The organism is Microbulbifer maximicatervae (SeqCode) (assembly GCF_052467385.1).
The window spans coordinates 782,117-808,722 of record NZ_CP174311.1 but is presented as its reverse complement, the minus strand read 5'-3'; the positions used below and the strand labels follow the sequence as shown (position 1 = coordinate 808,722).

The 26,606-nt window shown below is 48.8% G+C and carries 20 protein-coding genes and 1 tRNA gene; 5 read left to right on the top strand and 16 right to left on the bottom strand.

Features of this window, described 5'->3' with window-relative positions; translation table 11 throughout:
* Nucleotides 1–144: 144 nt before the first annotated feature.
* The 12 genes from casB to rlmE all read right to left on the bottom strand — a co-directional run bounded on the left by casB (nucleotide 145) and on the right by rlmE (nucleotide 15,111).
* Nucleotides 145–723 (bottom strand): type I-E CRISPR-associated protein Cse2/CasB, encoded by a 579-nt coding sequence (casB, locus tag ACJJIR_RS03500; protein ID WP_444907350.1) that lies wholly within the window; start codon nucleotides 721–723, stop codon nucleotides 145–147.
* Entirely contained in the window at nucleotides 723–2,324 is a 1,602-nt protein-coding gene (gene casA, locus ACJJIR_RS03495; protein WP_444907349.1) for a type I-E CRISPR-associated protein Cse1/CasA, read from the bottom strand. Before casA ends, casB begins: the two co-directional genes overlap by 1 nt.
* A gap of 739 nt (nucleotides 2,325–3,063) precedes the next feature.
* Nucleotides 3,064–3,609: a hypothetical protein gene (locus ACJJIR_RS03490; protein WP_444907348.1), complete on the bottom strand. Its 546-nt coding sequence runs from the start codon at nucleotides 3,607–3,609 to the stop codon at nucleotides 3,064–3,066.
* A 1,106-nt stretch (nucleotides 3,610–4,715) separates the two neighbouring features.
* Nucleotides 4,716–5,012, bottom strand: a complete 297-nt coding sequence (locus ACJJIR_RS03485) for a hypothetical protein (RefSeq protein WP_444907347.1) — start codon at nucleotides 5,010–5,012, stop codon at nucleotides 4,716–4,718.
* Nucleotides 5,002–7,167, bottom strand: coding sequence for a hypothetical protein (locus ACJJIR_RS03480; protein WP_444907346.1), 2,166 nt, complete (start codon nucleotides 7,165–7,167; stop codon nucleotides 5,002–5,004). The genes ACJJIR_RS03485 and ACJJIR_RS03480 overlap by 11 nt, the downstream gene beginning before the upstream one ends.
* Before the next feature lie 1,381 nt (nucleotides 7,168–8,548).
* A tRNA-Leu gene (locus ACJJIR_RS03475) sits at nucleotides 8,549–8,634 on the bottom strand.
* 9 nt (nucleotides 8,635–8,643) lie between these two features.
* Nucleotides 8,644–9,075, bottom strand: coding sequence for a preprotein translocase subunit SecG (secG, locus tag ACJJIR_RS03470; RefSeq protein WP_444907345.1), 432 nt, complete (start codon nucleotides 9,073–9,075; stop codon nucleotides 8,644–8,646).
* 70 nt (nucleotides 9,076–9,145) lie between these two features.
* Complete coding sequence (tpiA, locus tag ACJJIR_RS03465) at nucleotides 9,146–9,880, bottom strand: triose-phosphate isomerase (RefSeq protein WP_444896166.1); 735 nt, start codon at nucleotides 9,878–9,880, stop codon at nucleotides 9,146–9,148.
* Nucleotides 9,881–9,999: 119 nt separating this feature from the next.
* Nucleotides 10,000–11,352, bottom strand: a complete 1,353-nt coding sequence (gene glmM, locus ACJJIR_RS03460; RefSeq protein ID WP_444907344.1) for a phosphoglucosamine mutase — start codon at nucleotides 11,350–11,352, stop codon at nucleotides 10,000–10,002.
* A 94-nt stretch (nucleotides 11,353–11,446) separates the two neighbouring features.
* Complete coding sequence (gene folP, locus ACJJIR_RS03455) at nucleotides 11,447–12,292, bottom strand: dihydropteroate synthase (protein WP_444907343.1); 846 nt, start codon at nucleotides 12,290–12,292, stop codon at nucleotides 11,447–11,449.
* Nucleotides 12,293–12,383: 91 nt separating this feature from the next.
* Nucleotides 12,384–14,303, bottom strand: coding sequence for an ATP-dependent zinc metalloprotease FtsH (gene ftsH / locus ACJJIR_RS03450; protein WP_444907342.1), 1,920 nt, complete (start codon nucleotides 14,301–14,303; stop codon nucleotides 12,384–12,386).
* A 187-nt stretch (nucleotides 14,304–14,490) separates the two neighbouring features.
* Entirely contained in the window at nucleotides 14,491–15,111 is a 621-nt protein-coding gene (rlmE, locus tag ACJJIR_RS03445; RefSeq protein WP_108734402.1) for a 23S rRNA (uridine(2552)-2'-O)-methyltransferase RlmE, read from the bottom strand.
* 143 nt (nucleotides 15,112–15,254) lie between these two features.
* Here rlmE and yhbY point away from each other — a divergent pair, with 143 nt between their 5' ends.
* Nucleotides 15,255–15,557: a ribosome assembly RNA-binding protein YhbY gene (yhbY, locus tag ACJJIR_RS03440; RefSeq protein ID WP_108734403.1), complete on the top strand. Its 303-nt coding sequence runs from the start codon at nucleotides 15,255–15,257 to the stop codon at nucleotides 15,555–15,557.
* Between the two features lie 34 nt (nucleotides 15,558–15,591).
* Here the strand turns inward: yhbY and ACJJIR_RS03435 are convergent, their stop codons facing one another.
* From ACJJIR_RS03435 to ACJJIR_RS03420, 4 genes are all read right to left on the bottom strand, one after another.
* Nucleotides 15,592–15,966, bottom strand: coding sequence for a hypothetical protein (locus ACJJIR_RS03435; RefSeq protein WP_444907341.1), 375 nt, complete (start codon nucleotides 15,964–15,966; stop codon nucleotides 15,592–15,594).
* A gap of 1 nt (nucleotide 15,967) precedes the next feature.
* Entirely contained in the window at nucleotides 15,968–17,572 is a 1,605-nt protein-coding gene (locus tag ACJJIR_RS03430; RefSeq protein ID WP_444907340.1) for a S41 family peptidase, read from the bottom strand.
* Nucleotides 17,573–17,785: 213 nt separating this feature from the next.
* Complete coding sequence (gene pntB, locus ACJJIR_RS03425) at nucleotides 17,786–19,177, bottom strand: Re/Si-specific NAD(P)(+) transhydrogenase subunit beta (protein WP_413663233.1); 1,392 nt, start codon at nucleotides 19,175–19,177, stop codon at nucleotides 17,786–17,788.
* Between the two features lie 15 nt (nucleotides 19,178–19,192).
* Complete coding sequence (locus ACJJIR_RS03420; RefSeq protein ID WP_444907339.1) at nucleotides 19,193–20,740, bottom strand: Re/Si-specific NAD(P)(+) transhydrogenase subunit alpha; 1,548 nt, start codon at nucleotides 20,738–20,740, stop codon at nucleotides 19,193–19,195.
* A 774-nt stretch (nucleotides 20,741–21,514) separates the two neighbouring features.
* Between ACJJIR_RS03420 and ACJJIR_RS03415 the strand changes: the two genes are divergently transcribed.
* The 4 genes from ACJJIR_RS03415 to ACJJIR_RS03400 all read left to right on the top strand — a co-directional run bounded on the left by ACJJIR_RS03415 (nucleotide 21,515) and on the right by ACJJIR_RS03400 (nucleotide 26,589).
* Entirely contained in the window at nucleotides 21,515–22,102 is a 588-nt protein-coding gene (locus ACJJIR_RS03415) for an ANTAR domain-containing response regulator (RefSeq protein WP_444907338.1), read from the top strand.
* Nucleotides 22,103–22,109: 7 nt separating this feature from the next.
* On the top strand, nucleotides 22,110–23,174 hold the full coding sequence (locus ACJJIR_RS03410; protein WP_444907337.1) for a CmpA/NrtA family ABC transporter substrate-binding protein: 1,065 nt from the start codon (nucleotides 22,110–22,112) through the stop codon (nucleotides 23,172–23,174).
* 180 nt (nucleotides 23,175–23,354) lie between these two features.
* A complete protein-coding gene (locus tag ACJJIR_RS03405; RefSeq protein WP_444907336.1) occupies nucleotides 23,355–24,818 on the top strand; it encodes a NarK family nitrate/nitrite MFS transporter in 1,464 nt (487 codons plus the stop codon).
* Nucleotides 24,808–26,589, top strand: a complete 1,782-nt coding sequence (locus ACJJIR_RS03400; RefSeq protein ID WP_444907335.1) for a bifunctional protein-serine/threonine kinase/phosphatase — start codon at nucleotides 24,808–24,810, stop codon at nucleotides 26,587–26,589. The genes ACJJIR_RS03405 and ACJJIR_RS03400 overlap by 11 nt, the downstream gene beginning before the upstream one ends.
* Nucleotides 26,590–26,606: the final 17 nt, after the last annotated feature.

Genomic DNA, 26,606 nt, shown 5'->3' with positions numbered 1-26,606 from the left:
TTCGATTCATTTCTCAGGTATCTGATCAACAGTCACTGTCAATCGGTCTGGCTTTGCTCTGTGCTTAGTGTTGTTATGGGAATAGCATTTAAAAATTCTTTAGGCCCCTAAGACCCCTTTAATTTGTAATTCTCTAAATACTTCTCAGTCTGGTAATACGGCGTAGTAATCAGTTGCCCAACGCACAGTCAGGCGTTCCTGTGGATGCCGTGCTGGAATCGTGCGCATCTCTCTTTGCCAGTGCAGCAAATCATTGGCAAGAGAAGCTATATTGGCTCTGCCATCCAGCAGGGCCAGGGCCCGTACTATGCGGCGATAAAACTCGGCCGTATCGCGACTTTTTTGTAACTGAAAAAAGCGCAGCTCACTTAAAGGGGGGCGCCCGCCTCTCTCCCGGGGCATAGCCAGGGATCGGGCAAAGCTGACATCCATAGCCTCGCTGCTATCAATATCAATTGTTTTGCTCGTGTTATCAGCTTTTACGTGTGCAATTACTGTGGCTACCAGAGCCGCATCTTCGATACGAATTTGCTCATCTTTCTGCCAGCGCTCGGGCATATCCTTTAAAAAACGGATAAAGGCGGGAGTAGGCATTACATCCATAGGCTCTACCGCACGGCGCAAACGCGCTCGGTCGGCCCGGCCAGCTTTGTCATTGAGCCAGCGGTGCCACTCGCGCAGTCGGCTCACATCTGTATCGCTAAGATATTGATATCCGGCCATCACAATTCCTCCTGTTGTTGCTCAACTTTGGCTGTATTATCCAGAGTCTTTAAACTTGCCAGACTGGCGAGCTTATTCCTTAAAAGACGTCGCGCCCGAGTCACTCGCTGCAATTTCAGGTCTTCCGCAGAGCCCTCCATTGACCAATGGTCAAACTGCGCTAAAGCCGTTTTTCTCAGTGTGTGTGCCCAGGCAATAGCCACCGGTGCAGGTGTAAATTGGGATTTCTTGGATTCGAGAAATAATTGCTTGAGCGAGTGATAAAACTGGCTTTCCGTCGCCTGCCAAAACGCCTGATCGACAAATGAAAAATCCCCTTTAGCCTCATTAGGGTTATTAAACCAGGCAGCCTTGACCCTAAAGCGCAGCTCTTTCAAAGTATCTTTTGCAGCCGTTAAAAGCTGCCCTGCTAGCTGAATAAATAGCGACCGGTACTCGGGGGAAATAGGTAGTACTGGCATTTCCTGTTCATACCAGCAACGCGCTTTCATATTGTCCATGTCATAGCCAAATCCCCACAGGCGTACATCGACATTCAAATCAAGTTCTTCGAGAATTTCCGCATATTCCTCATGGAACAAGCGCACCGCACGGCTCGCTTCATCGCCATTTGAATGGTCATTCCACATAAGCCCCAACCAATGCCGATAACCGAGACCACTCTGTTGACCTTTCAAACTCAAGGGTGGGGCTTTTTTCTTGGGGTCACGTCGATAGGGCGTTAGGGGGTGAATCCAGGGACCCTCGTAATTAATGCCATAATTCTTAGTGGTATATTCCCGAATTAATTGACTCGTCTGCTCTCCACAAAGATCGCAGTAACCCTTGCCTTCTCTCGGGATATGGAAACGTATCCTGCGCGGCATACCCCAGTACATTTGCAGGGGATGGGTATCATTGGGAGACGTAGAGGAACCTTGTTTGTCAGAGAGGCGGGAGGGAGCGAGCCAGGGGAAGATGCAACTATCAGAGCTTTCAGACCTTGACCCAAATTCCTCTTGTGGCAGGATATTGAGCCACAATTTCTGCCAAAGGTTGGCATCATCTGCCTCTGGTATTATCAATGTGGTCAGAGGACCACCACCACGCAAACTGGTTCTATGCCCCACTCCTCCGGAGGGGGCGTTAATTTGCAAAGTAAACAAGGCACTAGCGGCACAGCTGGGACATACACCCTGCACCCTACCGCCCTTAATAAATAGATCCTGATTATCTCTACAGGTTTTACTGCCCGGCGCCTCAATCAGTAGGGCAGCAATCGACTTTGATTCCCCATCTCTCAGCTCCAAGTCCTGCATAAATGCAGGCCCGGGCTCTTGAAATAATTCAAAATTGGGAACGTAGCTTTGCAGCCGTGATTTTAGTGTTTCCTCTGTAGGCGCCTTTTTCCAGTAGACTCCCCAATCATCCACACTTTCAGGTGCAAAAGCTGTTTGCAACAGGCCGATTAAAAATTGGAACAGCGCCCCGCGAAAATCCGGTCGTACCGTACAAATATCTACGACAGGATTATCCACCTCGACAATTTGCCAAGGAGCAATTCTTTCCTGCATACCGCATCGCCGGATAATTGGCAGCCAGGAATCTTCAACCAAATTCACCACGATCCTCCCTGATCCAGTCTCCGCCCTCTTACTCCGTTATAGCCATGCTTTTTTCAAGAGCTAGAGGGAACAGTTACACTCAGAGCAGTGCGAGCGCCTCTGCCTCATTTTTGAGTGCTCAATCTCTCAGCGTCACTGCCGGGACACTAATTCCGTTACCTTATGCCACTCTGACTGGGGAAAAATGATCTGGCTCAAGTCTGGGCATCTTTCTCACTTTCCGCACCGGAAATCAGGGTAGCGCCTACTACCTCACACAAAGAAAAGTACTCAGTTATCGCATAGACCACACACAAGATAAGGGTATTAATCCCATTCGCCTCTCTATATGAGAGTATTCCTGTACAGACAGTTCTCCCGCCCTTTTAGCCAGCATCAGCTATTGATATCAATTGTCAATCAACAGATACAAAAAAGCCCCTTGATGGGGCTCAAAACTAGCGACAGATTCTATTGTGAAGGAAATTTAACGAATCGGTATTCAGCTCAATATAAGCTCATCACTTTTAACCGGCCGGTAGCTATCGGCACTGAATCGCCACTACTAAGCCGTTCAACCCTTACCGACTTCAGATAAAAGAAAAGACTTTATTAACTGCTTCTGACTCTGATACAGAGCTGACATCATTTCTATTAGATATGCGGTGATCCACTACTTTTGGTTGTATGGATATACTAGATTGGAGTTCAACTGCGAAAGTGCCGGCAATTATTACCGACACATTCATACTATTAACTAGAAAATTTCGTAGGTGAAAACTTTTAAATTTACATCTTCAATAGCCTCTAAATCACCCTGAATATCAACTGTCAAGGTATCGCACATATCCGCGGCAATTGAACCATTATCTATCGTTAAGACTACTTCATTGCGAAAATCTGAAATGGGCACATTCGTATAAATATTTTTATCGCCCCTATCAACCCCTATTGCAGTTTGAGTACCATCTTTGGCAACACAACTTGCCGTGATCGAAACGTCATACACATAGTCAAAAATTCTAGGATGATTTATAGTGTAGCAACGCTCTTCCCTATGGGAATAACGACAAACTACATCTGGCCTCAACCCTCCCAAACCAGATACAATCGCAGTAATATCGAAACTGATTTCTTGCGCACTATCACCCAAGATATCAATCTCAGCAATTCGCCGAGTATCCGAAGTATAAGAGTACTCAGTAACATTGTGCTTAACGCCGCTAATAAAAGTCATTTCTGCAAAAGACTGACTCGCTAACAACAAGGTAAACACCGACAACACAGACTTCAAAAACTTCATTTTTCACCCTTAAAAAATAATCGAGCAGGCAGTATAAATACCCAAATATTAACTAACAAGAAGATCCAAACAAAAAATTAAACTTATAAATACTTCAGCAATTACAGCAAAAAAACTATATATTCAGGCTGCATTCACACTCAGTATGCCTTACAAAAATCTCAAAAAATATAAATCAAAACTTAAATTAACCGATTATTTAATTTCCATTTATCTTTTCTCGCTACAAAATAACAGATCACAACATCCCAACCAAACGACAGGAAACCACTTAAAGAAAAACTTAGCTTTTATTTGAATATTGCCCCGCGATTAAAAAGCAATAATTAACAAAGCAAAGGAAACATCTATCACATCGCAGACATCGACAACATGTTTAAGACCCGAATGATATTAAAAAGCTAAAACAAACGAAGTAATAAAATATCAACTCAGCTAGCCTAAAGCTTATTCTCGATCTAATTACAGCTTAAGCACTCTTTTATTTTACTTAAAGTACATCACCTCGATTACAAGCTAGCTCCTGGGTTATCTCAAACTGGTTAAGTTGATTTCACTCACTCCAACCACTTTTCTTTATTACTGAATCTAGCATCAATACTCTTCAATCAATTTTCTGCCACCACTTGATCTACTGGTGGAGAAGAAGTAGCAGATATTGACTCCAACTATCCACTCTTTTCCTTATGATCAGCTGATACCCTTCAGAGTCGAAATCTGGTGACCTACCATCCTAAAGAGAAAGCAATATCAGGAACCAGCTCCGTTTTTGAGAACTAAGTCTCTCAGCGTCACTTTAGGGGCACTAACTTTATTACCGCATGTCACCCTGATTAGAAAAAATACCTTACCCAAGTCTGGGTATCTTTTCCAGCTCACTAAGGAAGTGTATGTACGGTTGGTTATCAGCCAAAAATCGACTGCTATTATATAAACTGTAAAATATTCAAGGTAATTGCATCAACTTCGGTTATTATTTTGATACTTAAACCCTTTAGTGCAAAGTTATTAGAAACAAATATTAGCTAATTACTTTTAGCACTCCTGCATTTAAACATTAAAAAAGCCCCTAAATAGGGGCTTTACGCTTACTTACTAAGAATTATTTAATCGAAATTTGGCACCAAAATAAGAGCTTCATTTTTTATCTCACCTGCATCCACAGAGACAGTCTCACCATTACTTAGCCTCTCAACCTCAACTGACTCTAGGGTAATCGAAAAGGCCTTACTTACGGGCTTTTCTTCTGGCTCAACTATGCTATTCGAAGAATCAGCACAACCACCAACAAAAGCAGCGATAACTAAAACAAAATAAAAACGCACATTGGATTTTAAAGGTTTCATATATCCACCAATTAATAGCAGTAATTCCGAAAAACTCTCTGAGGTTTTAAAATTCATACGTCACCAAAAACTGGGCCTCACCAACGGGCAACTGAAACTTTTTGAATAAATCTAACTTCAGATAGCCATTATCAATTGAAAAGAGACCATCGCCGATTAACTCCGAATTACTGGCAATTCCATTGTTATCCATATCCAAATACAGACGCACCCTCTGTATGTCCGATACTTCATCCAACTCACCATCGGCCTTGAGTGTGAGTGACTTCAGCATCGCATCAGCAGAGTCACTCTGTAGGGAGAAAGCCAACACCGGTGCCTCCTCCTCTAACTGAAACTGTGAATTCTCAAGTGCATAGGATTTTATATTTACAATAGGTTCTTTAACATTGAGGGTCGCGACAGCACCAGGATCGACAATAATACCATTCATCTCTCCGTCATCATCATTGAGGCCACCATCTACCAAGCTAAGCTGGATGCAAAAATGGCCCTCATGGAGCCCAGGCTGGTACTTCTCACTACCCGGCTCAGGACAATCACCCAATTGCCCCAGTGCAGAAGATACACGGTTAAATTCATCCTCAATAAAATCCACCCATCCAACACTTTGGCGATATTTCAGATAACGAGCACCTTCGAGTAAAGCGGCATTTAAAGGGACAACAATGTTAGCGCTTTCTCCAAAATCTGTATCGTAAATAACAAAGTCAAAAATACCATGCAGGAATTTATAGCTATTCTGTCCTGCCAAATTATCCTCAAAGAGATTATCTATATCCTCCAACGTAACCTGGCCCACTTGTTGACCGGCAATATAGGCACTATCACCAAGTCTCAAGCTTGTCCCTTCAGAGCTTTGCATCACTGCACCAGTTCTATTTACCGGCAGCTGGGAACGAACCGCTACCCTATCTAGATAGTCCGGTATTCGATCACCATCTAAATCTAAGAATCCCTCAACGCTGTCACTCAGCCCATCCTGATCAGCATCCTCATTATCGGACAATACAGGGGCACTACCATCCACTCGCAATATCAGCTTCGCAGTATCTGACAAACCACCAGAATCTGTAACAGTAACAGTAACTTCGAAAGCTCCCGACAAACCTGCTGGATCAAAGGTAAATACGCTTTCACCAGAGTCGTTGAGCTGAACTAGCTTTGGGCTATTCCAACTATAGGTAAATGGGTCCAGCTCATACTCATCTGTGACCCAGGCTTGAATCTCTGCCGGTCCCTGATCCTCATAAATTACAGCCCTGAACTGGCCAGCTTGAAATAGCTTTGCCGTAACTTTGGGGTAAAAGTTAAATGTAGCGCTAGGTATAAGTGGAATACTTGAAATAGCAACTAAACTGTCACCATCAGCCCAATCTTGGAAACTAATCGTTGACTCAATAACACAAAAGCTATCACTGTCCTCGGAGAAATCACTAGCACCGCACCCGTTATCAACTAAAGGGAAATTAGATAAATCAATAACAGATACTTCATTACCTTCTACTGGAGATTCGAAATTAATATAGGGTAATTCTATCTCAGCACCTGTTAAATCCAAGGTCATCACTACCGAACTGAATACACATGTCGTATCGAAGTCTCCATTGGAAATTGTACTAGAGTCAACCGCTTCGCCCGAGCATCCCTCACTAGGGTTTGCCGAGTCTTCTCCTGCGGGCATAACACCCATGAAAGAAACAACGGTATCAATTGTAGTAAGGTTATGTATTTCCGCCGATTGAGCGTGTCCCAGAAGGCCTGAGTGTTCATTTAGAATTGTAAATTCCCCTCCATAGAAGTTTATATATAAATTACTGATGGAATAGCCATTACCTTCAAAGGTCGAAGTAAACGGGTTTTCACTCGTACCGATTGGCTCCCAGCCCAAGCCCTCGTTCCAGTACTCATCATTCGCATCAACATAACTATCGCCATTGGTATCAAAATTCAGGTCTTTGGTCAGCTCAAAGCCATAACAGCCACTTTCTGGGCAACCATAGTTACTATTGTATAAAGTTGATCCGTCTAGGTTGTTACGAATCTCATTAAGGTCTTTGAAACTGCGAATCTCAATCAGACCATCATTATCAATATCAAGATCAGAAAGAGAGGCGTCAGCTGATACACCTTCCATGGACAGTAGCCCGACAAATATTACTAGCCCCCGAAGTGTCAAAAGCTTTTTGTATTTAGTGGTATAAGACTTCAATCGAAAACTCCTTTTTCTATTTTTACCAAAAATCTCAGCCGATTTTTAATTCACTTTCAGAACTCGTGCCGAGAATAGGGATCGCGAAAGGGAAGCAAAATAGTTACTAACTTGATACCGAGCAACTGGAGTAATCCAGTATCCATCCCCCCAAATAAACCCGCAACCGAACCTCCCGGAAAAGCTATTACATAGAATTACAGGTCTACTAGTGAATGTTTCCTGCCTACAAAATCACATCAACCACCGGTGAGCTCTGCAGATGACTTATAAATTATTGGAGAGGCACCTGGTCTTAAATGAGTGAGCCAGGAAGGGATATTCAAGGCTATGCAGGGCAACTCCTGACAAAGTGAAAGGTTAATATTTTTATTTTTTAAATAGTAAAAAGCCCGGACCAGCCGGGCTTTTTGGGTGATTCTGAGCTTCTTCGTTTCTTGATCAGTGCGGGACTTGAAAAATAATTTCTAGCTAGTGGTTACGGGACGTATAGGAAAGCACAACAAAAAAGTAACACCACTTTGAATCCTCCCTCTACTGAGGCGTCTCAACGACTGAGCGTGATACTGAAATTCAAGCGTGGCTTCACCTACTCCAAATCGACAAAGTGCGAGTTTACCTAATACTGAACAGGCAAGCCGGCTTTAGCAAAAGTGGTTATCAAAAGACCCCAAAGGGAGTCCAGAATCGCCCCCCTTACAACCCTTGGTGGTTGGCAAGGTCCAGGACTTCAAACAGTATGGACCACCAAGGCCGCACTATTCAGCTATGCATATGCGCGCTTGTAAAAATTTTCATTCGTCTTCGCTATACATACCAGAGTAAAGCCACGTTGAGAAACCGACGAATATTGCACCAACTACAAGATAGCCAATCACCCACAGCCATGGAAAGGCAAGAAGCCAGTGCAGGACATAAATTAGGACGAATATACTAAAACTTATAAACAAGCAACTGCGTAGGGTAGGCATAATTATTCCCTGGCTTAGTCAAATAGCTAGTAGTCCATATCGTTTCTTGCTGAAATGACTAGTTCCCTACTTGGCCAAAGTTGAGATCTAAAGCTGATCCCAAAGCTCAAGTTATATTGATTACATTACTTTGCGTATTGAGCACTGAGCGGAAGAGCCACATGCAGGGCTACCAGATATCCGTAAGCCACTAATCCTTGTCACTTGGTTTGGCTATGTTTGATTTAAGTACCTGTCAGAGCCATGGTGGTACTACCAGTTTCTAAATTGAACTAGGTAGCACCAAATGTAGCACCAGGTAGCACCGGGTGACAACGAACGAGAGCGGAGGGCTGCGTACCCTACAGATAGCAAAAAGCCCGGACTTACCGGGCTTTTTGGATGATTCCGAACTTCTTCGGATCTTGATGTGGTGCCCAGGGCGGGACTTGAACCCGCACGAGCATAGCTCACTACCCCCTCAAGATAGCGTGTCTACCAATTCCACCACCTGGGCAAAAATCTTTTACTGCTGTTCCTCACCTTCCTGGTTAGCAGGCTCTTCTGAGCCGGTGCTGTCTGCAGGAATCTGTGGGATATCGCCAGTTTCCAAATCTGTTTCGAGCTGCGGGATATCGCTGTCGATAGCCGGCAGTTCTTCGGCTGGGCCAATTTGCTGCTCCATTGCTGGAATTTGCGGGAGGTCCGCATCAACGTTGGCGCCTGCACCTTGCTTAGCCAGGATGGCCAGGCCGAAACTGGTGACGAAGAATACCGTCGCAAAAATTGCTGTCAAGCGGGAAAAGAAATTTCCACTACCTTGACTGCCAAAAACTGTCTGGGACGCGCCCGCACCAAAGGATGCACCGGCTTCGGCACCTTTACCTTGCTGCAACAAAATCAGGCCAATAATGCCTAATGCGGTCAAAACGTGTACAACTAATACCAATTTTTCCATTTTCTGGAAACTCTCTACCAGGGTCTAAACAACCCGTTATTCAGTATTCGCCAACCCGCGTGCTGTTAATTTAAACAGCAGCGCGACAAATCTCAGCAAACTCGCCGGCATCCAGCGAGGCTCCACCCACCAGGGCGCCATCAATATCTGCCTGGGCAAAAAGCTCCCTGGCATTTGCGGATTTTACACTACCGCCATATAAAATCTGTACTTCAGCGCCCAAATCTCCCAACTGCGAGCGAATAAACGCATGTACAGCTTGGGCTTCATCAGGTGTCGCAGTTTTCCCCGTGCCAATGGCCCATACCGGCTCATAGGCAATCACGGACTGCTTCCAGCCAGCCGAATCAATGATATCGGCAACCGCTTGAAGTTGTTCTGCAACCACTTCGAGAGTGCGCTCCTGCTCGCGTTCTTCAAGGGTTTCCCCGACGCAAAGTATTGGAGTCAGTCCCGCCTCTTGGGCCGCAACAAATTTTTTCGCCACTAACTCACTGGTTTCTCCGTAGAGACTACGGCGCTCAGAATGCCCGACAATAACGTAACGGGTATTCCAATCCAGTAACATGCTAGCGGAAACCTCACCAGTAAACGCCCCTTTGGGCTCCTGGCTAAGGTCCTGGGCACCCAGACTAAAACCTCCGCTCTTTTCCGCCGCATCAGCCACTAGGCCGAGATATGGAAAAGATGGGCAAACAACAACACCGGACTTCACACCTTCGAGGTTGAGTTCGGTGAAAAAACGTTCGGCAAACTCGCGGCTGCCGTTCATTTTCCAGTTTGCTGCTACTAGCGGTGTTCGCATGTGTGCTCCTTCAAGGGGCGCAAATCTTAGCGACATTGACGCCAACATACAACCAAAATTATACGAGTTTCTTCTACGCCCCAAGAGGACCGATTTACTACGGGTTAAATCGCAGCAGATCAGTTATTTCCAATTCGCTCCACCACGGAGGAAATATCTTTGGCCAGCTGCTCCACCAGGGCGCTGTCGCGACCTTCAACCATTACCCGGATCAGAGGCTCTGTGCCAGATGGCCGCAGCAGCACACGCCCGCTATCTGCGAGCTGACGTTCTGCATCGACAACAATGGCCTTAACGTCTGTGTGATCGAGAACACCATCGCGATGAGCCAGTTGCACATTAATCATGTGCTGGGGGAGCATTGTCATACGGGATTTAAGCTGATGCAAGGGCTCATCAAATTCACACAGGCCACGCAGTACCTGCAGTGCGGCAATGATACCGTCGCCGGTGGTAGAAGCATCGGCACAGATAATGTGGCCTGACGACTCGCCTCCCAGCTTCCACTGATTAGCTGACATTTTCTCAAGCACATGGCGGTCGCCCACTTTGGCTCTCTCAAACGGGATTTTGTTTTCGCGCAATGCAAGCTCAAAACCGTAATTGCTCATCAAGGTGCCGACAACACCACTACAACCGCCCAGGAATTTATGCTGGTGCATAGCGATGATATACAACAGCTGATCGCCATCGACCAATTCCCCATTGGCATCGACGAACAACACCCTGTCCCCGTCACCATCAAAGGCTATGCCCAGGTCCGCACCGCGCTTAACCACGGCCCGTTGCAACTGCTGAGGTTTAGTGGAGCCGCAATCTAGATTGATATTGAGTCCATCAGGGCCCGCTCCAATTACGCTGACTTCTGCTCCCTGCTCACGAAACACCATCGGCGCTACGTGATAAGTGGCACCATTGGCGCAGTCGAGAACAATCTTCAAACCCTCCAAGGAGAAACCCCAGGGCGTAGAAGCCTTGCAGAACTCAATGTAACGCGCGGCTGCATCATCAACTCGATAGGCGCGACCGAGATCGTCGGAAGTTTCCATCGGTAGCTCGAGAGCGGCTTCAATCTCCAATTCAACCTCATCCGGTAACTTGGAGCCTTCAGCGCTGAAAAACTTAATGCCATTGTCGTGGTAAGGATTATGGGAGGCGCTGATAACAATGCCTGCACCGGCATGGAAAGTCCGGGTCAGGTAGGCGATCGCCGGAGTCGGCATTGGCCCCAACAGGGCGACATCCACGCCAGCATTAATCAGGCCCGCCTGCAGCGCTGCCTCAAACATGTAGCCGGAGACCCGAGTGTCCTTACCGATAAGGATGCGGGGGCGCCTGTGGTGTTTAGCTTTGGAAATTCTTCCCAGTACCTTGCCCGCTGCATATCCCAGGCGCAGCATAAAATCGGGAGTAATTGCTCCCTCGCCAACGCGACCACGAATACCATCAGTGCCAAAATACTTTCTTTCCATAACGCTTCTCAATTGTGTACTTCGCCGCTTTTCTGTTCTGTCGGAAAACCACAACAGGACCCTGCGGCTTAAGGTCTCTGTAAGACATCACTCATCAAATTTCGCTGCAAACCAATTGCTGCATGCGCAACACATCCACGGTTTCCGCAACATCGTGGACACGTAAAATTCTTGCGCCTTTTTGCGCAGCCAACATGGCCAGGGCCAAGCTACCGGGGAGTCGGCCATCTACATCTCGATCGAGCAGGCGGCCGATCATCGACTTACGCGACAAGCCTGCCAGTATGGGCATATCCGCCGGCGCCAGCTGCGACAAATTACGCAACAACGTCAAATTGTGCTCATCGGTTTTGCCAAAGCCAAAACCCGGGTCGAGAATGAGCCGGTCCCGTGTCACCCCCAGATCGATACAGAGATCGACCCGTTTCTGCAGATACCTGGCGACATCCTCTACAACATCAGTGTAAGACGGATCATCCTGCATAGTGCCGGGCTGACCCTGCATATGCATCAGGCAGATCGCCAAGCCACTTTCGACGGCTGCTTCCAGTGCACCCGGGCGCTCCAGGGCGCGAACATCATTGATCAGTCCCGCCCCTACCGCAGCTGACTCACGCATCACTGCCGGGGTACTGGTATCGACAGAGATAATCGCGTCAAAGTTCGCTTTGATTGCCTCCACCACCGGCACTACCCGATCCAGCTCCTGCTGCTCGGTGACCGGCGATGCGCCAGGGCGTGTCGATTCTCCGCCAATATCCAGGATTGTCGCTCCCTCAGAGAGCATCTGTTCCGCTCTCTGCAGAGCCAGGGTCAAGTCCAGGCTACCGGAGGCATAGTAATTGCCACCGTCGGAAAAGGAGTCTGGCGTTGTATTCAGAACCCCCATAACCACCGGTTGGGAGAGGTCTAAGGTGTGGTTACCACAGATAATTTTCATTGGCTGAAATAAAAAAATGCCAGATCGGAACAGGCTATCGCCCTATCCCCAACCCGGCATTTGGTTTTGTCCAGTTAGTCGCTTCGGAGAATCAGTGGCCGTTTAATGGGCCGCCGACGGTATTGCTCTTATCCGCCTCAGTTGAGGCCTCTGTGGTTTCAGTATCCTGGGTCGGGCTGTTTCCACCAGAACCGAAGTTATTATCTTCCCAATCCCTAGGTGCGCGAACTTTGCGGCGAGCCATAAGATCGTCCACCTGCTCCGCATCCAGGGTTTCATATTCCATCAGCGCATCTTTCATAGCTTCAAGAATATCTCGATTGTCTTCCAGCAGTTTCTGCGCGCGGTCGTAACAGCCGTCAATAATACGGCGTACTTCGGCTTCGATTTCATAAGTGGTCTTGCCGGAAACCGGATTACCCTGGCCGGGCTGACCGCTTTCATCTTCGCCGTAATGCAATGGGCCGAGCTTTTCAGACAAGCCCCACTTGGTCACCATACTGCGCGCCAAGTCGGTGGCCCGCTCGATGTCATTGGAAGCGCCGGTAGTAACGCCGTCGATACCCAGGGTCATTTCCTCAGCAATACGGCCGCCAAACAGGGAGCACAATTGCGATTCAATCGCGCGCTTTGACAGGCTGTACTTGTCTTCCTCTGGCAGGAACTGGGTCACACCCAGAGCGCGGCCACGGGGGATAATAGTTACTTTGTGTACCGGGTCATGCTCCGGTACCAGTCGACCAATAATGGCGTGACCGGCCTCGTGATAGGCGGTATTCACCTTCTCCTTTTCATTCATCACCATGGACTTGCGCTCGGCGCCCATCATGATCTTGTCACGGGCGCGCTCAAACTCTTCCATGGTCACGGTGCGTCTATTGGCCCGCGCAGCAAACAGGGCGGCTTCGTTGACCAGGTTGGCCAGATCGGCACCGGAGAAACCAGGGGTTCCACGGGCAATCGTCTGTGGGTTCACCTTGTCGTCCATAGGCACCTTGCGCATATGAACTTTGAGGATCTGTTCGCGGCCACGAATATCCGGGAGTCCAACAAATACCTGGCGGTCAAAGCGACCTGGGCGCAGCAAGGCATGGTCCAGTACATCCGGGCGGTTAGTCGCGGCAATAACGATCACGCCCTCATTACCTTCGAACCCATCCATCTCAACCAGCAACTGGTTCAGGGTCTGCTCGCGCTCATCGTGACCACCGCCAACACCGGCTCCACGGTGACGGCCAACAGCGTCAATCTCGTCGATAAAGATGATGCAGGGAGCCTGCTTCTTGGCCTGGTCAAACATATCCCGCACCCGGGAAGCGCCCACACCAACAAACATCTCAACAAAGTCAGAACCGGAGATGGAGAAGAAAGGTACTTTTGCTTCGCCGGCAATTGCTTTGGCAAGCAGGGTCTTACCGGTACCGGGAGGGCCACACATCAATACGCCACGGGGGATATTGCCACCCAGGCGCTGGAACTTGGTGGGATCGCGCAGGAACTCGACCAGCTCCTGTACCTCTTCCTTAGCTTCATCTACTCCGGCAACATCGGAAAAAGTTGTCTTGATCTGGTCTTCGCCCAGCAGGCGCGCCTTGCTCTTACCAAATGCCATAGGACCTGAGCGACCGCCGGCTCCGCCCTGCATTTGGCGCATAAAGAACATAAATACAGCGATAATAATCAGGATCGGGAAGCTGGCTACCAGAAGCTGCTGCCAGATACTCGGAGACTCAGGCTCGCGACCAACGAATTGCACATTGCTGCGAACCAGCTCATTGGTGAGTTCATCGTCGATAATCTGTGGCTGGATAGTCTTGAAGCGGCTGCCATCGGCTTTTTCGCCGGTGATTACCAGACCGTCTACGATCACGTTCTTAACTTGGCCCGACTGCACATCCTGAACAAAGTCGGAGTAACTGAGAGCCTCATCCCGTGACTGCGGTTTAAAGTTTTGAAAAACCATCAGCAGTACCGCTGCGATGATCAACCACAGTACTAGGTTCTTTGCCATATCATTCAAAGGGATAGCCCTCTCGCTTTCGCAATCAAAATCCGTTCATTCCGGCAATGCCGGCCACATCAATACCGGATAAAACCAGTATAGGTGCGGGGGGTCAACAGCCTTCGCCCCCGATACAGGTATCGCTTATACCATATGGGGAGTCAGACTAGAAATACGCCGATGTCCTCAGTCGCTCTCAGCCCTTAAATCCTCGCGCCACCACGTATACTTCACGTGAACGGGGGCGGGAAGCACCAGGTTTGCGAGTTACGACACTGTTGTAGCTCCCACGCAAGTCGCGGATCAACTCGTCGAAACCCTCTCCCTGGAATACCTTTGCAACAAATGCACCACCGGGCTTAAGTACCTGCCGGGCCATATCGACCGCCAGTTCCACCAAATACATGGAGGCGGGCTGATCAACATCGCGTATCCCACTCATATTGGGGGCCATATCGGAAATCACAAGGTCTGCCAGTTCATCGCCCATGCGCTGTAACAGTTCACTGAGCACCGACTCCTCTGTAAAGTCCCCCTGGACAAAGTCCACACCGGCCAGCGGGTCCATCGGCAATATATCTGACGCCAAAACCTTGCCTTTGTGCCCTACCAACTCCATCGCTACCTGGGACCAGCCCCCTGGAGCCGCACCCAGGTCGACAACAGTCATTCCTGGCTTGAATAAGCGGTCCTTATTTTGTAGCTCCTGCAGCTTGTAGCTGGCACGGGAGCGATAGCCCTCTTTTTGGGACTGTTTGACGTAATGGTCATTAAAATGTTCACGCAGCCAACGGTGGCTGCTCTTAGATCGGCCCATCGGGTACAATGCCTACAATCACTACAGCTTAATTATAAGAGCGGCCACTGGCCGCGATCGGGTCCGCCGAACAAACGCTGGCGACGATCGCGGTCTGTGGCCGCTCCCACATCGAATTCCACAAAGTGGTAATGGAGTATTGTATGCCTTTAACCGCCGACCGCAAAAAAGCTCTTCGCTCTCTAGGTCACAACCTGAAACCTGTCGTGACCGTAGCCGGCAATGGGCTGAGCGAGGGGGTGATGGAAGAACTGAACCGTGCACTCGAAGACCACGAGCTGATCAAGGTCAAACTGATGATCGCCGACCGGGAAGTACGCCACCAAATCGTTGGTGAGCTTTGCGAAAAATCCTCATCCGAGCTGGTACAGGAAATCGGCAAGATTGCCCTGATTTTCCGTGCGGCGCAGAAGCCGGATATTCGCAAGTCCAACCTGCTGCGTTAAACAAAAAGGGGAGCTAATGCTCCCCTTTCTTTTCTCAACCAGTGGAAACAGGCTTACACATCACAGGCAACTCCCAGGATTCTCCATTGGACAGTCGCCTCAACCAGCACTTCTCACCATTGCCGACTAATTGAAACTTGATCGGCCGCCCCATATCCCGGCCAATCAGAGCCATCTTTTTGGGATCATTCTCAATCACCAAAGTAGTATCGTCCACAAACACCCTCGGGCCCAGGGTCACATTAACCCCGCCCAGCGCTTGCGAAACTGCAGCTTGCAACTTGCTTTGAATCTCCGGGCTTGTTTCCCGTAACAGCGCCGGTGTTGCAGTTTCAACACTTTGCTGAGAGGAGCAGCCAAGGCACATTAATGCAAAAACACAAAGTTTAGCCAGAGCTGCCATTCTCATTTTACTTCACCATTATGCGGTTACTGCGGGAAACTTCCTTGGTCACTCTCGCATTGAAAACGGGAGCATCTTCACTTTCACCTGATATGGAGAATGCACTGGTGGAAATATCTCCACACTCTCCGGTCTCGATGTAATTCAGTGCGGTAGCAAAGCGCGCTTCATCGACATCCCCCAAGAGATTCTCAAAATCGTCACCGATCACACACCCAGGCAAATCGGCATCAGTTCCGTAATCACCATTGGGCATAAAGCCATCGGAGTAATCACCAAAGCCTTTTGCATTCACACCGGAGAACTGAATTGTGAAATAAGTGGTGCCACAATTATCCAAAGGATAAAAACCATAGGGCTTACCGCAAGTAGTCTCACCGATCTGAATAACTTCTACATCAATTCCGCGCAAGCCATTGATAATGGCCTCACTGGCTGAGCAGGTATTTTCACTGGTTAGGACAAATAGCCGAGAGAGGTTTAAAGTCGGCAATTCTTTTCCGTATAAAGACTCATCAATAAAGCCCAGACCGGTCGAGTAGAATGGAGTCCCATCCAATGGCGCTCCGGTAATTGGATTAGTTTCCGGATGCTGGTCGTTAAACTGGGCAATTTCAAATACCTGCCCGGCAGTATTATCACCTGCGATCATATAAGCTAACTCTGCAGCGATATCGAGGTAACCACCACCGTTATAACGAAGGTCTAGCACTAAATCGTCAACAGACTCAGACTCAAGCTCGCTGACAGCATCAATCAATTCCGCTTCGGCTGTCGCAATATGATCATTGAATAACATATATCCGACTTTGCGGCCCGAATTTGTATCCACCGTTTTAACATATTGAACAGGGTCCGATTGCACTGGGGATGCAACCAAATTGACAGTCTCAATCGTTGAAGAACCCAAAGGTCTTATTTTAAATACATGGGACTCACCAGCGTTTTCCGGCCACATACCGTAATTTAAAGTATCGACATCATCACCGTAGGCGAGATCCACACCGTCCACACTGATAACTTCTGCACCGCGGGTGATAATATCCGACAGATTGCCACCATTTTCTTCATCCAGGTAAGCAACTACCGCTTTACGTGGCGGCGTACTGGAGAGTAAAGCCCACTGAATACCATAACCAACGTAAACCCCTGACTCGGTTTGTGAATACCACTCGTCTGATGGAACCGTATAATGGAAGCGATCCTTTTCCTGACCCGAGGGGGTTAAGGCGAATGTTTTCAGCTCTTCGAAGTAAGCTAAGGAATCATCGAAGCTCGCTGGATCCTTGTCTTCAATCTCGTCGTACCATAGGTAAAGCTCATTACTCATTGAGCGCAACCAGTTATTTTCATCCTCGCGGGTGCCCGCCACGTCCGCATATGCAGAACCTGTTGAGGGATCTGTGCCGCTGCGGGGAGAAACACATCGGTTTGTATAAGTTGTGGATGGCAGAAAGTTATCCACTTCCCAGGAGCCGCCAACCGGAGTCGGCGAGGATGACTCATTGCCACTATCAGAATCGGAACTGCCACCACCTCCGCAGGCCGCCAAGCCCAAAGCTCCCAGAGTAACAACCCCTGCTAAAGCTAGCTTACGTAGACGGATTTCCATCCCCAAACTCCTATTAACCTTTTTATTAGTAAAGATATGTAAAGCAGTGGAGCCTACCACTATTTGAAAAAGGGTTCGATAACCAAGTTTTTCATCAAAAGAAATTGCTAAACCAAAATACAGAAAGGCCTGAAGAGGCACATCACAATTTGTACCCCACCAGGCCTTTCAGTACAAAAGAGGTTAATTACTATTAATAACCCGAGTCAGCAACTAATTGCCGACTTTACCCAAAACCCCCTGCAAACTATCTTTTGCATCACCGAACAGCATGCGTGAGTTTTCTTTGTAAAACAGCGGGTTAGCAACTCCCGCATACCCTGAAGCCATAGAGCGTTTGAGGATAACAACCTTACCGGCCTTCCAAACTTCCAATACCGGCATACCGGCGATTGGCGAGCCCGGTTTTTCCACTGCATCCGGGTTTACCGTGTCGTTAGCACCGATCACCAAAACCAAATCTGTAGCAGGAAAGTCTGGATTAATCTCATCCATTTCCAGAACGATATCATAAGGCACATTAGCCTCAGCCAAGAGCACATTCATATGTCCGGGAAGACGTCCAGCTACCGGGTGAATACCAAAGCGCACTGTTTTGCCCGCTTTTCTCAAACGATCGGTCAAGTCACTAACCGCCTGCTGTGCATGGGCTACCGCCATTCCGAATCCGGGAACAATAATGATACTGTCCGCCGCATCCAGTTCATCCGCAAGCTCCTGTTGATCAATGGCAATTACTTCACCATCGACTTCCTCATCGGAGACTTCACCACCATCAGAACCAAACCCACCGAGAATAACGCTGATAAAAGAGCGATTCATTCCCCGGCACATGATGTAACTCAGGATGGCACCGGAAGAACCCACCAGGGCGCCCACTACAATTAACAGATCATTGCCCAGCATAAATCCGGTAGCGGCAGCGGCCCAACCGGAATAGCTGTTCAGCATGGATATCACCACCGGCATATCAGCGCCGCCAATAGCTGCCACAAGGTGAATACCTAACAGCAATGCAATTGAGGTCATTAACAGCAAGTTAATAACCGTACCCGCATGCACATCTGCCGGTACAAACAACACACCCAGAACAATACAAGCCAAAATGGCAATCAAGTTAAGCCAGTGCCGGGCCGGTAGCATTAATGGTTTCCCGGAAACCAATCCCTGCAACTTACAAAAAGCAACCAAAGAACCGGTCAGGGTAATTGCTCCAATAAATACACCCAGGTATATCTCAGTGCTGTGGACAACATGAGCAGCTCCGTGTAACTCCACAACCGGATCGAGGAAACCGCCCCAACCAATTAATACCGCAGCCAAGCCGACGAAGCTGTGTAGCAAAGCAACCATTTGTGGCATTTGAGTCATAGCCACACGCTTGGCCAGTGCCAAACCAATCACCGCGCCGACGATCATGGCGATGGCGACCATCCAGTAAGCCCCGGCGGCCACTCCAGCAATAGTGGCGATAATGGCAACTGCCATTCCCACCATGCCGTAAATATTTCCCCTGCGCGCAGTTTCGTGACTGGATAAACCTCCCAGACTCAAGATAAACATCACTGCCGAGAAGAGATAAGCCATTGCAATCATACCGTTCATCACTCCCTCCTCCCGTTACCGGCGAAACATTTTCAACATACGGTAGGTCACAAAGAAACCACCGAATATATTAATACTGGCCACCAACACGCCGATGAAAGCAAGCAGGCTCACCAAACCCGAATTGGCAATCCCAAGCTGCACTAATGCACCAACAACCACAATGCCGGAAATTGCATTAGTAACACTCATTAACGGAGTGTGTAGCGCATGGGTAACATTCCAAATCACTTGCCAGCCAACAAATATTGCCAGGACAAATACGGTAAAGTGCGAGACGAAATCAGGAGGTGCCACGCGCCCCAACCACAACAATAAGATGGCCGCGACCGCCCAAAATGCAAAAATAGATACGGGAGATTTTCGTTTCTCAGCTTTCTCCTCAACAATTTTCACTTCTTCAGTAGCTTTCGCCGATGGCTTGGGCTGGGCAGAAATTTTTGGTGCGGGTGGAGGCCAGGTAATCTCACCGGATTTAACCACCGTGGCTCCACGAATCACTTCATCCTCAAAATTGAGATTAATCTCACCATCTTTCTCTGGAGTCAGCTCCCCAAGCAGGTGAGCGAGATTGGTTGAATACAGGCGCGAGGATTGTGCCGCTGCTCGACTGGGCAGGTTGGTATAACCAAGAATAGTGACGCCGTTCTGCTCCACTTTTTCATGGGGCACTGTATAGTCACAGTTACCGCCCATTTCTGCCGCTAAATCCACGACGACAGAACCCTTAGGCATACTGTCGACCATATCTGCAAGCCACAATTTTGGAGCGGGTTTCCCCGGAATTAGGGCAGTGGTGATCACAATATCCACTTCTTTGGCCTGCTCGCGGAACAGGGCCATTTCAGCATCAATAAATTCCTTCGACATCACCTTGGCGTAACCACCGGAGCCCGAGCCTTCCTCCTCAATTTCTACGGTGAGGAATTCAGCCCCCATGGACTCCACTTGCTCACGTACTTCAGCGCGGGTATCGAAGGCCCGCACTATAGCTCCCATGCTTTTTGCCGTACCTATTGCAGAGAGCCCCGCTACACCAGCACCAATAACAAGTACTTTTGCCGGGGGAATTTTTCCTGCTGCCGTGATCTGCCCGGTAAAGAAGCGACCGAAATTGTGGGCAGCCTCCACAACCGCACGATAGCCGGCAATATTTGCCATGGAGCTGAGCGCATCCATTTTTTGCGCGCGGGAAATTCTTGGAATCGACTCGACCGCTAGCGCATTGATATCGCGCTCGGCAAGCTTCTGTAGGAACTCGGCATTTTGTGCCGGCTTCAGAAAGGCGATCAGCGTAGCCCCTTTGGGAATCAGGGCCAACTCTTGATCAGTTGGTGCTTGTACTTTTAATACTATGCCCGCATCAGCCAGACACTGTTGCATATCCTCACGGATTTCTGCACCGGCTTCAGCATAAGCTTCATCAGTAAAACTGGCCCTGTTACCAGCCCCCTTCTCCACCGCTACGGAAAAACCCAAATCGCGTAATCGTCTTACGCTATCGGGAGTCGCTGCAACACGTGCTTCTCCCTCTGCGGTCTCTCTAGGTATGGCTATAATCACCGCCGTGCCCCTCTTAGTTGATTTTATGAACTTACAGCTACATCTACCTCAAAAAGTATTGGATTGCCCAATTTATAAACAGATCGAGTGTAAACGTCGTCAAAGGGGATGAAAAGGGGGATAACCTGATAGCCGTAATTGGTGAAATTAATAAGACTATATATCCTGAATTGGCTATATAGACCTGAGAGAAATAAGCAAAAATTAGTCTTGCGCGAAACCTTTTCCCTGAAGTTAAATTGCTATTTGTTTATCCAAAATATAAGGAGTTTTCCTTTTTAAATGGCCTTACCGCTCAATTCACTATGAATTTTCAACCCAAGAAAATCCCCACAGTGGAGTGACCACCTACAAACAAACAAAAAACTATAAAAATTTAGGGGTAACTGACTATTTTTAATAACCGCAAATAGATCACCAAACACACCGTGTTAGTTAAATATTGTCGATAAAGGCGACCATCACATTACACCTATAATAAAAAATAACGCGCCATGTGACAGTCTATTCACGCAAACCACAAATGTGCAGATAATTTTGCTTCCATAGTACCAAGTCACACTTTTCTGCCTGAAAAATATGTAGTAGCCCCCTACTTGTGCAAAAAAAACAATATCCGCAGAATGTCGCACCAGGAAAAAGCAGTAACATCAGATTTATCTCATGGAATTAGAGACATACATCCACTCCCCCACCTCTGCGTATTTGGCACAACTATTGATTAAAAGTTGGTAAAGCCCAATAAAAATTATTAGATGAGTGCCGCAGTAAATTGTGACTAATCCAAGCCCTGGAATCATGCTGGTCGATGACAATCCCGAGCGCGCCCACTTGGTTTGTGAGCGATTACGTGCTGCTGGCTACAGCATTCTCGCCCAGATCAATAGTGCCGAGGGGCTCCTCTTCCAGGTGGAAAAATACCGTCCAGATATTGTGCTGATAGACATCGAATCCCCGGACAGGGATATCCTGGAAAGCCTGGCCATAGTCAATCGTGAGGCGCCAACCCCTGTGGCTATGTTTTCAGGTAACGGAAACGCAGACTTTATTAGTCGCGCGGTCGACTCCGGGGTAAGCGCTTATATGGCCGAGGGAATGACTCCTGAGCGCGTGGCACCGGCGATAGAAATCGCTATGGCACAATTTAAACATTTCCAGCAATTGCGTCAGTCTCTCGAGCGCACCCAGCAGCAACTCACAGAGCGAAAAGCAATCGAGCGGGCCAAAGGGCTATTAATGGCCAAGAAGAACCTCAGTGAAGAGGATGCCCATAAGACCTTGCGCAATCTCGCGATGAACAGCAACTCGACCATCCATACAGTTGCCGAGCAAGTAATCCAATATTTTCAGAAAGAGCATTAGATTACCGATGTCAGCCCTTCTGTGCCCGGAAAAAAAGACCATCAAACTGCTTTACCTGCGCCTGACCGACAGCGCACCGCTAATTGTCGCCAAGGAGCTAGGCTACTTCCAAGAATATGGATTAAAGGTACAGCTGCAAAAAGAAACAAGCTGGGCCACCCTGCGAGACAAGTTAATTGCGCGCAAAGCCGATGCTGCAGCAATGCTCGCTCCTATGCCCCTGACACTTGAACAAGCACTACCCAATTGCCACGAACGCTTGTTAAGTGGATTAATTCTCAGCTGCAATGGTAACGCTATTACCCTTTCCGCAGAATTATTCGAACGCCTGCAAAATTACTGTGAAGGTGACTCACAAAGTGATATCGCCTTGGCGCTAAAGCGCTACCTTCACGACAATAAATACCCACCTACTGTCAGGCTCGCCACGGTTTATCCATTCTCCAGTCATAGCTTGCAATTAAGATACTGGTTACGCTCTGCCGATATCGACCCGGACCGGGATATAAAACTGGTGGTATTACCACCTGAACAAATGCTGGAAAACCTCCACAGCGGCGTTATCGATGGCTATTGTGTAGGCGAACCCTGGAACTCCCTGGCCGCCCACAAAGGGTCCGGAGTAGTCATTGCAGCCTGTAATACACTGCTGCCAGCTATGCCGGAAAAAGTGCTGACAGTCACTGAAAGCTGGCACCAAGCCAACCCTGCAACCCACTTGGCCCTAAGGGCCGCTCTTCTCAAAGCCTGTACCTGGCTTGCCGCACGCACAAACAGAGCCGAGGCTGCCAAGCTCTTGTCCCTGGGGCAATACCTCAACCTGCCTGAGGAGCTGATTCAACGCTCCCTCAATGACCAGATTCTCTACCACCGTGACCGGGAAATCCTCGCCAATCCCGGCTGGCACCTCTTTGCCCATATTGATAACGACTGTGGGCGTCCAACTCAGGAAAAAGCACGGCAACTGCTGGAGATGTATTCAGATCTGGGGAGCTCAACACTTCGTGCAGCAGAAGCCTATCGTCCAGACCTCTACCGGCAAACGGTGGATTTCCTGCTCGCAAAAAAATAGTGGCACATTAATTGAATGGAAATAATTCGATGATGCAATTGCCTTCCCTCAGGCGCATCAGCGCGGTGAAGCGGTTGTTCGCCGAATATAACGGGCAACGAAGTCCATCGTCTGCAGTCAAGCGGCTGCAGCTTTGGGCTTTTTTTGTGCCTGCGGAATTAGCAAACAAAGGAAATGCGCATGTCCAGTGACTCACTCAATCTATTCTCGTTCCGCGGGAAGATAAAAGTGCTCCACCTAACCTGGGTGGCCTTCTTTATCACTTTCTTTGCCTGGTTTAACCACGCACCATTGCTAATGGCAATTGCGAAAAGCCTTTCATTAACCCCGGACCAGGTCAAAACCCTACTTATTTTAAACGTGGCCCTGACAATTCCCGCGCGCATTGTGATCGGGATGCTCACTGATAAATATGGCCCCAGACTCACATACTCGCTATTACTGGCAATCGGCAGTGTGCCTTGCTTTATTTTTGCCCTGGCAGACAATTTTGTGCAGGCAGCCATTGGCCGATTCCTATTGGGCTTTATTGGTGCAGGTTTTGTTGTAGGTATCCGAATGGTGTCCGAATGGTTCCCAGCTCGACAGTTGGGTACCGCAGAGGGTATTTACGGGGGATGGGGAAATTTTGGCTCAGCCGCAGCAGCCATGTCCCTGCCCACTATCGCCCTGTTTTTTGGCGGTGACGACGGCTGGCGCTATGCCATTGGCCTCACCGGCGCAATTGCACTGGTTTACAGCGTAGTTTATTACTTCTCTGTGACTGATACGCCCAAGGGATCAACCTATTTCAAACCCAAAAAAATTGGCGCTATGGAAGTCACCAGCCCCGGGGATTTTATCCTGCTTCTGGTGATGAAAGTGCCCATGTATGCGGCACTGGCTCTGCTAACCTGGAAATTATCCAGCGGCGTTGCATTAATATCCAACCTTACCGCCAACCTGATCTATGCAGGCCTGGTACTACTGTACCTTCTGGACGCGTATAAAACCTACAGTATTAACCGCGAAGTGCTCAGCAACCCACCCGCACCAGTACACCGCTATAAATTTAAGCAAGTAGCAGTCTTGAACCTGCTCTACTTCGCAACTTTCGGTTCCGAATTGGCTGTGGTTTCCATGCTACCCCTCTTTTTCTCTGAGACTTTTACACTGGACCCGGTAAAAGCTGGCTTGCTGGCCTCCGCCTATGCCTTTATGAACCTGATGTCACGCCCTGCCGGCGGATTGATTAGCGACCGCTGGGGGCGCAAACCTACCCTGCTGATTCTCACCGCTGGCCTGGCTCTGGGTTACTTCACTATGAGCATGATCGATGCCGAGTGGCCCCTGTACCTGGCGGTCGCCGCTGCCATGGCCTGCTCCTTCTTTGTGCAAGCCGGTGAGGGCGCTGTATTCGCAGTGGTGCCATTGATCAAACGCCGCCTTACCGGACAGATTGCCGGTATGACCGGTGCCTACGGCAATGTCGGAGCCGTTTTCTATCTCACCGTTCTCAGCATGGTGTCTTACCAGACCTTTTTCCTGGTAATCTGCGCTACCGCATTGCTCGGCTTTGCCGCCCTGCTTCTACTGGAAGAACCGGAGGGACAAATGGCAGAAGTACACCCCGATGGCAGCGTATCCATGATCGATGTTGCCTAATAACGATCTACCCACTGCAGCGAGCACCAAAGAATCCGGGCTCGCTGCCAGTGACAGTTCGCAGGGCAATAAAAAAGATGCCCTGCAACTGTTCACTGCCTCCTGCACCGGACTTCGCCAACACAATGACGACGCCTGCGCAGTGCGGCTTCCCGAAGGCGCTGAATTACAGCGCCACGGCAGCCTTGCCGCAGTAGCCGACGGTGTTGCCAATGCGGAAGCCGGCGGTGAAGCAGCCCGCGCAGCCATCAATGGATTCTTTTCCGATTATTACAGCACCCCGCAAACCTGGTCGACAAAGCACGCTGTTGCGCGGGTTTTGCACTCGCTCAATAGCTGGCTGTTTCGACAAAGTGGCGGCAGTGCCGAAATTAAACGGGGTTGGTTGACCACATTTTCTGCCGTTATTTTCAAAGGCACCAGCGCACATCTGGTTCACATCGGCGATTCCCGGATCTACCGACTCCGCGACAGGAAATTAGAGTGCCTGAGTAGCGATCACAGCCACAGCCTCGGACCTGGACGCACGTTTTTGAGTCGCGCCCTGGGAATGGATGCCCATATTGAGGTGGACTACCGCAGTGAGGAATTACAGCCCGGGGATATTTTCCTGGTGAGTAGCGATGGTATTCACGATTTTCTGCCTGAGACAGAGTTGATTGAGCGATTGCTTAACTTTTCCAGCTCAACACCACAGGGGCTTATTGATGCAGCTCTGAAAGCAGGCTCCACCGATAACCTGACTGCTGTCACTTGCCGAATAAATTATGTAGGGCTGCCCCAGTGCGATGAATTGGCCATGCGCAATCGCGAACTCCCGTTCGCACCTGATCTCCGCCCAGGTCAAAAGCTCGACAACTTTCTTGTTTTACAGGAATTACATGCCAGCAGTCGCAGCCATCTCTATCTGGCCCGAGACCTCAATACCGAAGCATTGCGAGTGATAAAAACTCCCTCGGTTAATTTCTGTGATGACCCCCACTACATCGAACGATTTGTTGCTGAGGAGTGGACCGGGCGACGAATCTCCCACCCAGGAATTATTAGGGTTTTCGCTCCGACCTCTGAAAGGCACTGCCTCTATCATATTCTCGAATACATCGAAGGACAGACTTTACGTCAGTGGATGCAATTACATCCACAACCTCAAATTCCCCAAGTGCGGGAGCTAATGGGACAACTGGTTAGTGCGTTGCGAAGTTTACAGCGGTTGGAGATCGTTCACGGCGATCTCAAGCCGGAGAATATTATGATGCGCAATGACGGGCGCTTGGTAATCATTGATCTCGGTGGTGCCGATGGCCCAGGGCTCCGAGAGCAATTACATCTCTCTGGTGAAACTGCACCCGGTAGTAAAAATTACGCAGCCCCGGAATTCTTTTTTGGGGATAGCGCCAGCCATCGATCAGACATCTTTTCCCTGGGAGTCATTGCTTATGAGTTGCTCACGGGCAAATATCCCTATCCCGAGCGCTTTGGCAGCTACCACTACCGTTTAAAGAGCTATAGCCAAATGCGCTTTACTCGCGCATCCGCACACCGCAAAGATATTCCCTACTGGATTGATAGCGCCCTACAAAAGGCTTGTGCTCCTGATCCTAAAAAGCGCTACAACGCATTGTCAGAATTTATCCAGGATCTGCAATCTCCCAGCCCAGATTTTAAAGCCCCCCAAAGCCGCCCCCTGCTAGAAAGAAATCCGGTTCTTGTCTGGCAGCTACTAACTTTAATTCTACTGCTCTCTCATCTGCTCTACTTCTTTTGGCGCTAATACATAAGATTTGAATA

What these genes read in the sequence shown, in the direction of transcription:
- tpiA (WP_444896166.1), bottom strand. Translation starts at nt 9,880, where the DNA reads ATGCGAACACCGCTAGTAGCAGCAAACTGGAAAATGAACGGCAGCCGC.
- rlmE (WP_108734402.1), bottom strand. Translation starts at nt 15,111, where the DNA reads ATGGGCCGATCTAAGAGCAGCCACCGTTGGCTGCGTGAACATTTTAAT.
- folP (WP_444907343.1), bottom strand. Translation starts at nt 12,292, where the DNA reads ATGAAAATTATCTGTGGTAACCACACCTTAGACCTCTCCCAACCGGTG.
- secG (WP_444907345.1), bottom strand. Translation starts at nt 9,075, where the DNA reads ATGGAAAAATTGGTATTAGTTGTACACGTTTTGACCGCATTAGGCATT.
- casB (WP_444907350.1), bottom strand. Translation starts at nt 723, where the DNA reads ATGGCCGGATATCAATATCTTAGCGATACAGATGTGAGCCGACTGCGC.
- ACJJIR_RS03435 (WP_444907341.1), bottom strand. Translation starts at nt 15,966, where the DNA reads ATGAGAATGGCAGCTCTGGCTAAACTTTGTGTTTTTGCATTAATGTGC.
- ACJJIR_RS03490 (WP_444907348.1), bottom strand. Translation starts at nt 3,609, where the DNA reads ATGAAGTTTTTGAAGTCTGTGTTGTCGGTGTTTACCTTGTTGTTAGCG.
- ftsH (WP_444907342.1), bottom strand. Translation starts at nt 14,303, where the DNA reads ATGGCAAAGAACCTAGTACTGTGGTTGATCATCGCAGCGGTACTGCTG.
- glmM (WP_444907344.1), bottom strand. Translation starts at nt 11,352, where the DNA reads ATGGAAAGAAAGTATTTTGGCACTGATGGTATTCGTGGTCGCGTTGGC.
- ACJJIR_RS03485 (WP_444907347.1), bottom strand. Translation starts at nt 5,012, where the DNA reads ATGAATTTTAAAACCTCAGAGAGTTTTTCGGAATTACTGCTATTAATT.
- pntB (WP_413663233.1), bottom strand. Translation starts at nt 19,177, where the DNA reads ATGAACGGTATGATTGCAATGGCTTATCTCTTCTCGGCAGTGATGTTT.
- ACJJIR_RS03410 (WP_444907337.1), top strand. Translation starts at nt 22,110, where the DNA reads ATGTCAGCCCTTCTGTGCCCGGAAAAAAAGACCATCAAACTGCTTTAC.
- yhbY (WP_108734403.1), top strand. Translation starts at nt 15,255, where the DNA reads ATGCCTTTAACCGCCGACCGCAAAAAAGCTCTTCGCTCTCTAGGTCAC.
- ACJJIR_RS03400 (WP_444907335.1), top strand. Translation starts at nt 24,808, where the DNA reads ATGTTGCCTAATAACGATCTACCCACTGCAGCGAGCACCAAAGAATCC.
- ACJJIR_RS03405 (WP_444907336.1), top strand. Translation starts at nt 23,355, where the DNA reads ATGTCCAGTGACTCACTCAATCTATTCTCGTTCCGCGGGAAGATAAAA.
- ACJJIR_RS03430 (WP_444907340.1), bottom strand. Translation starts at nt 17,572, where the DNA reads ATGGAAATCCGTCTACGTAAGCTAGCTTTAGCAGGGGTTGTTACTCTG.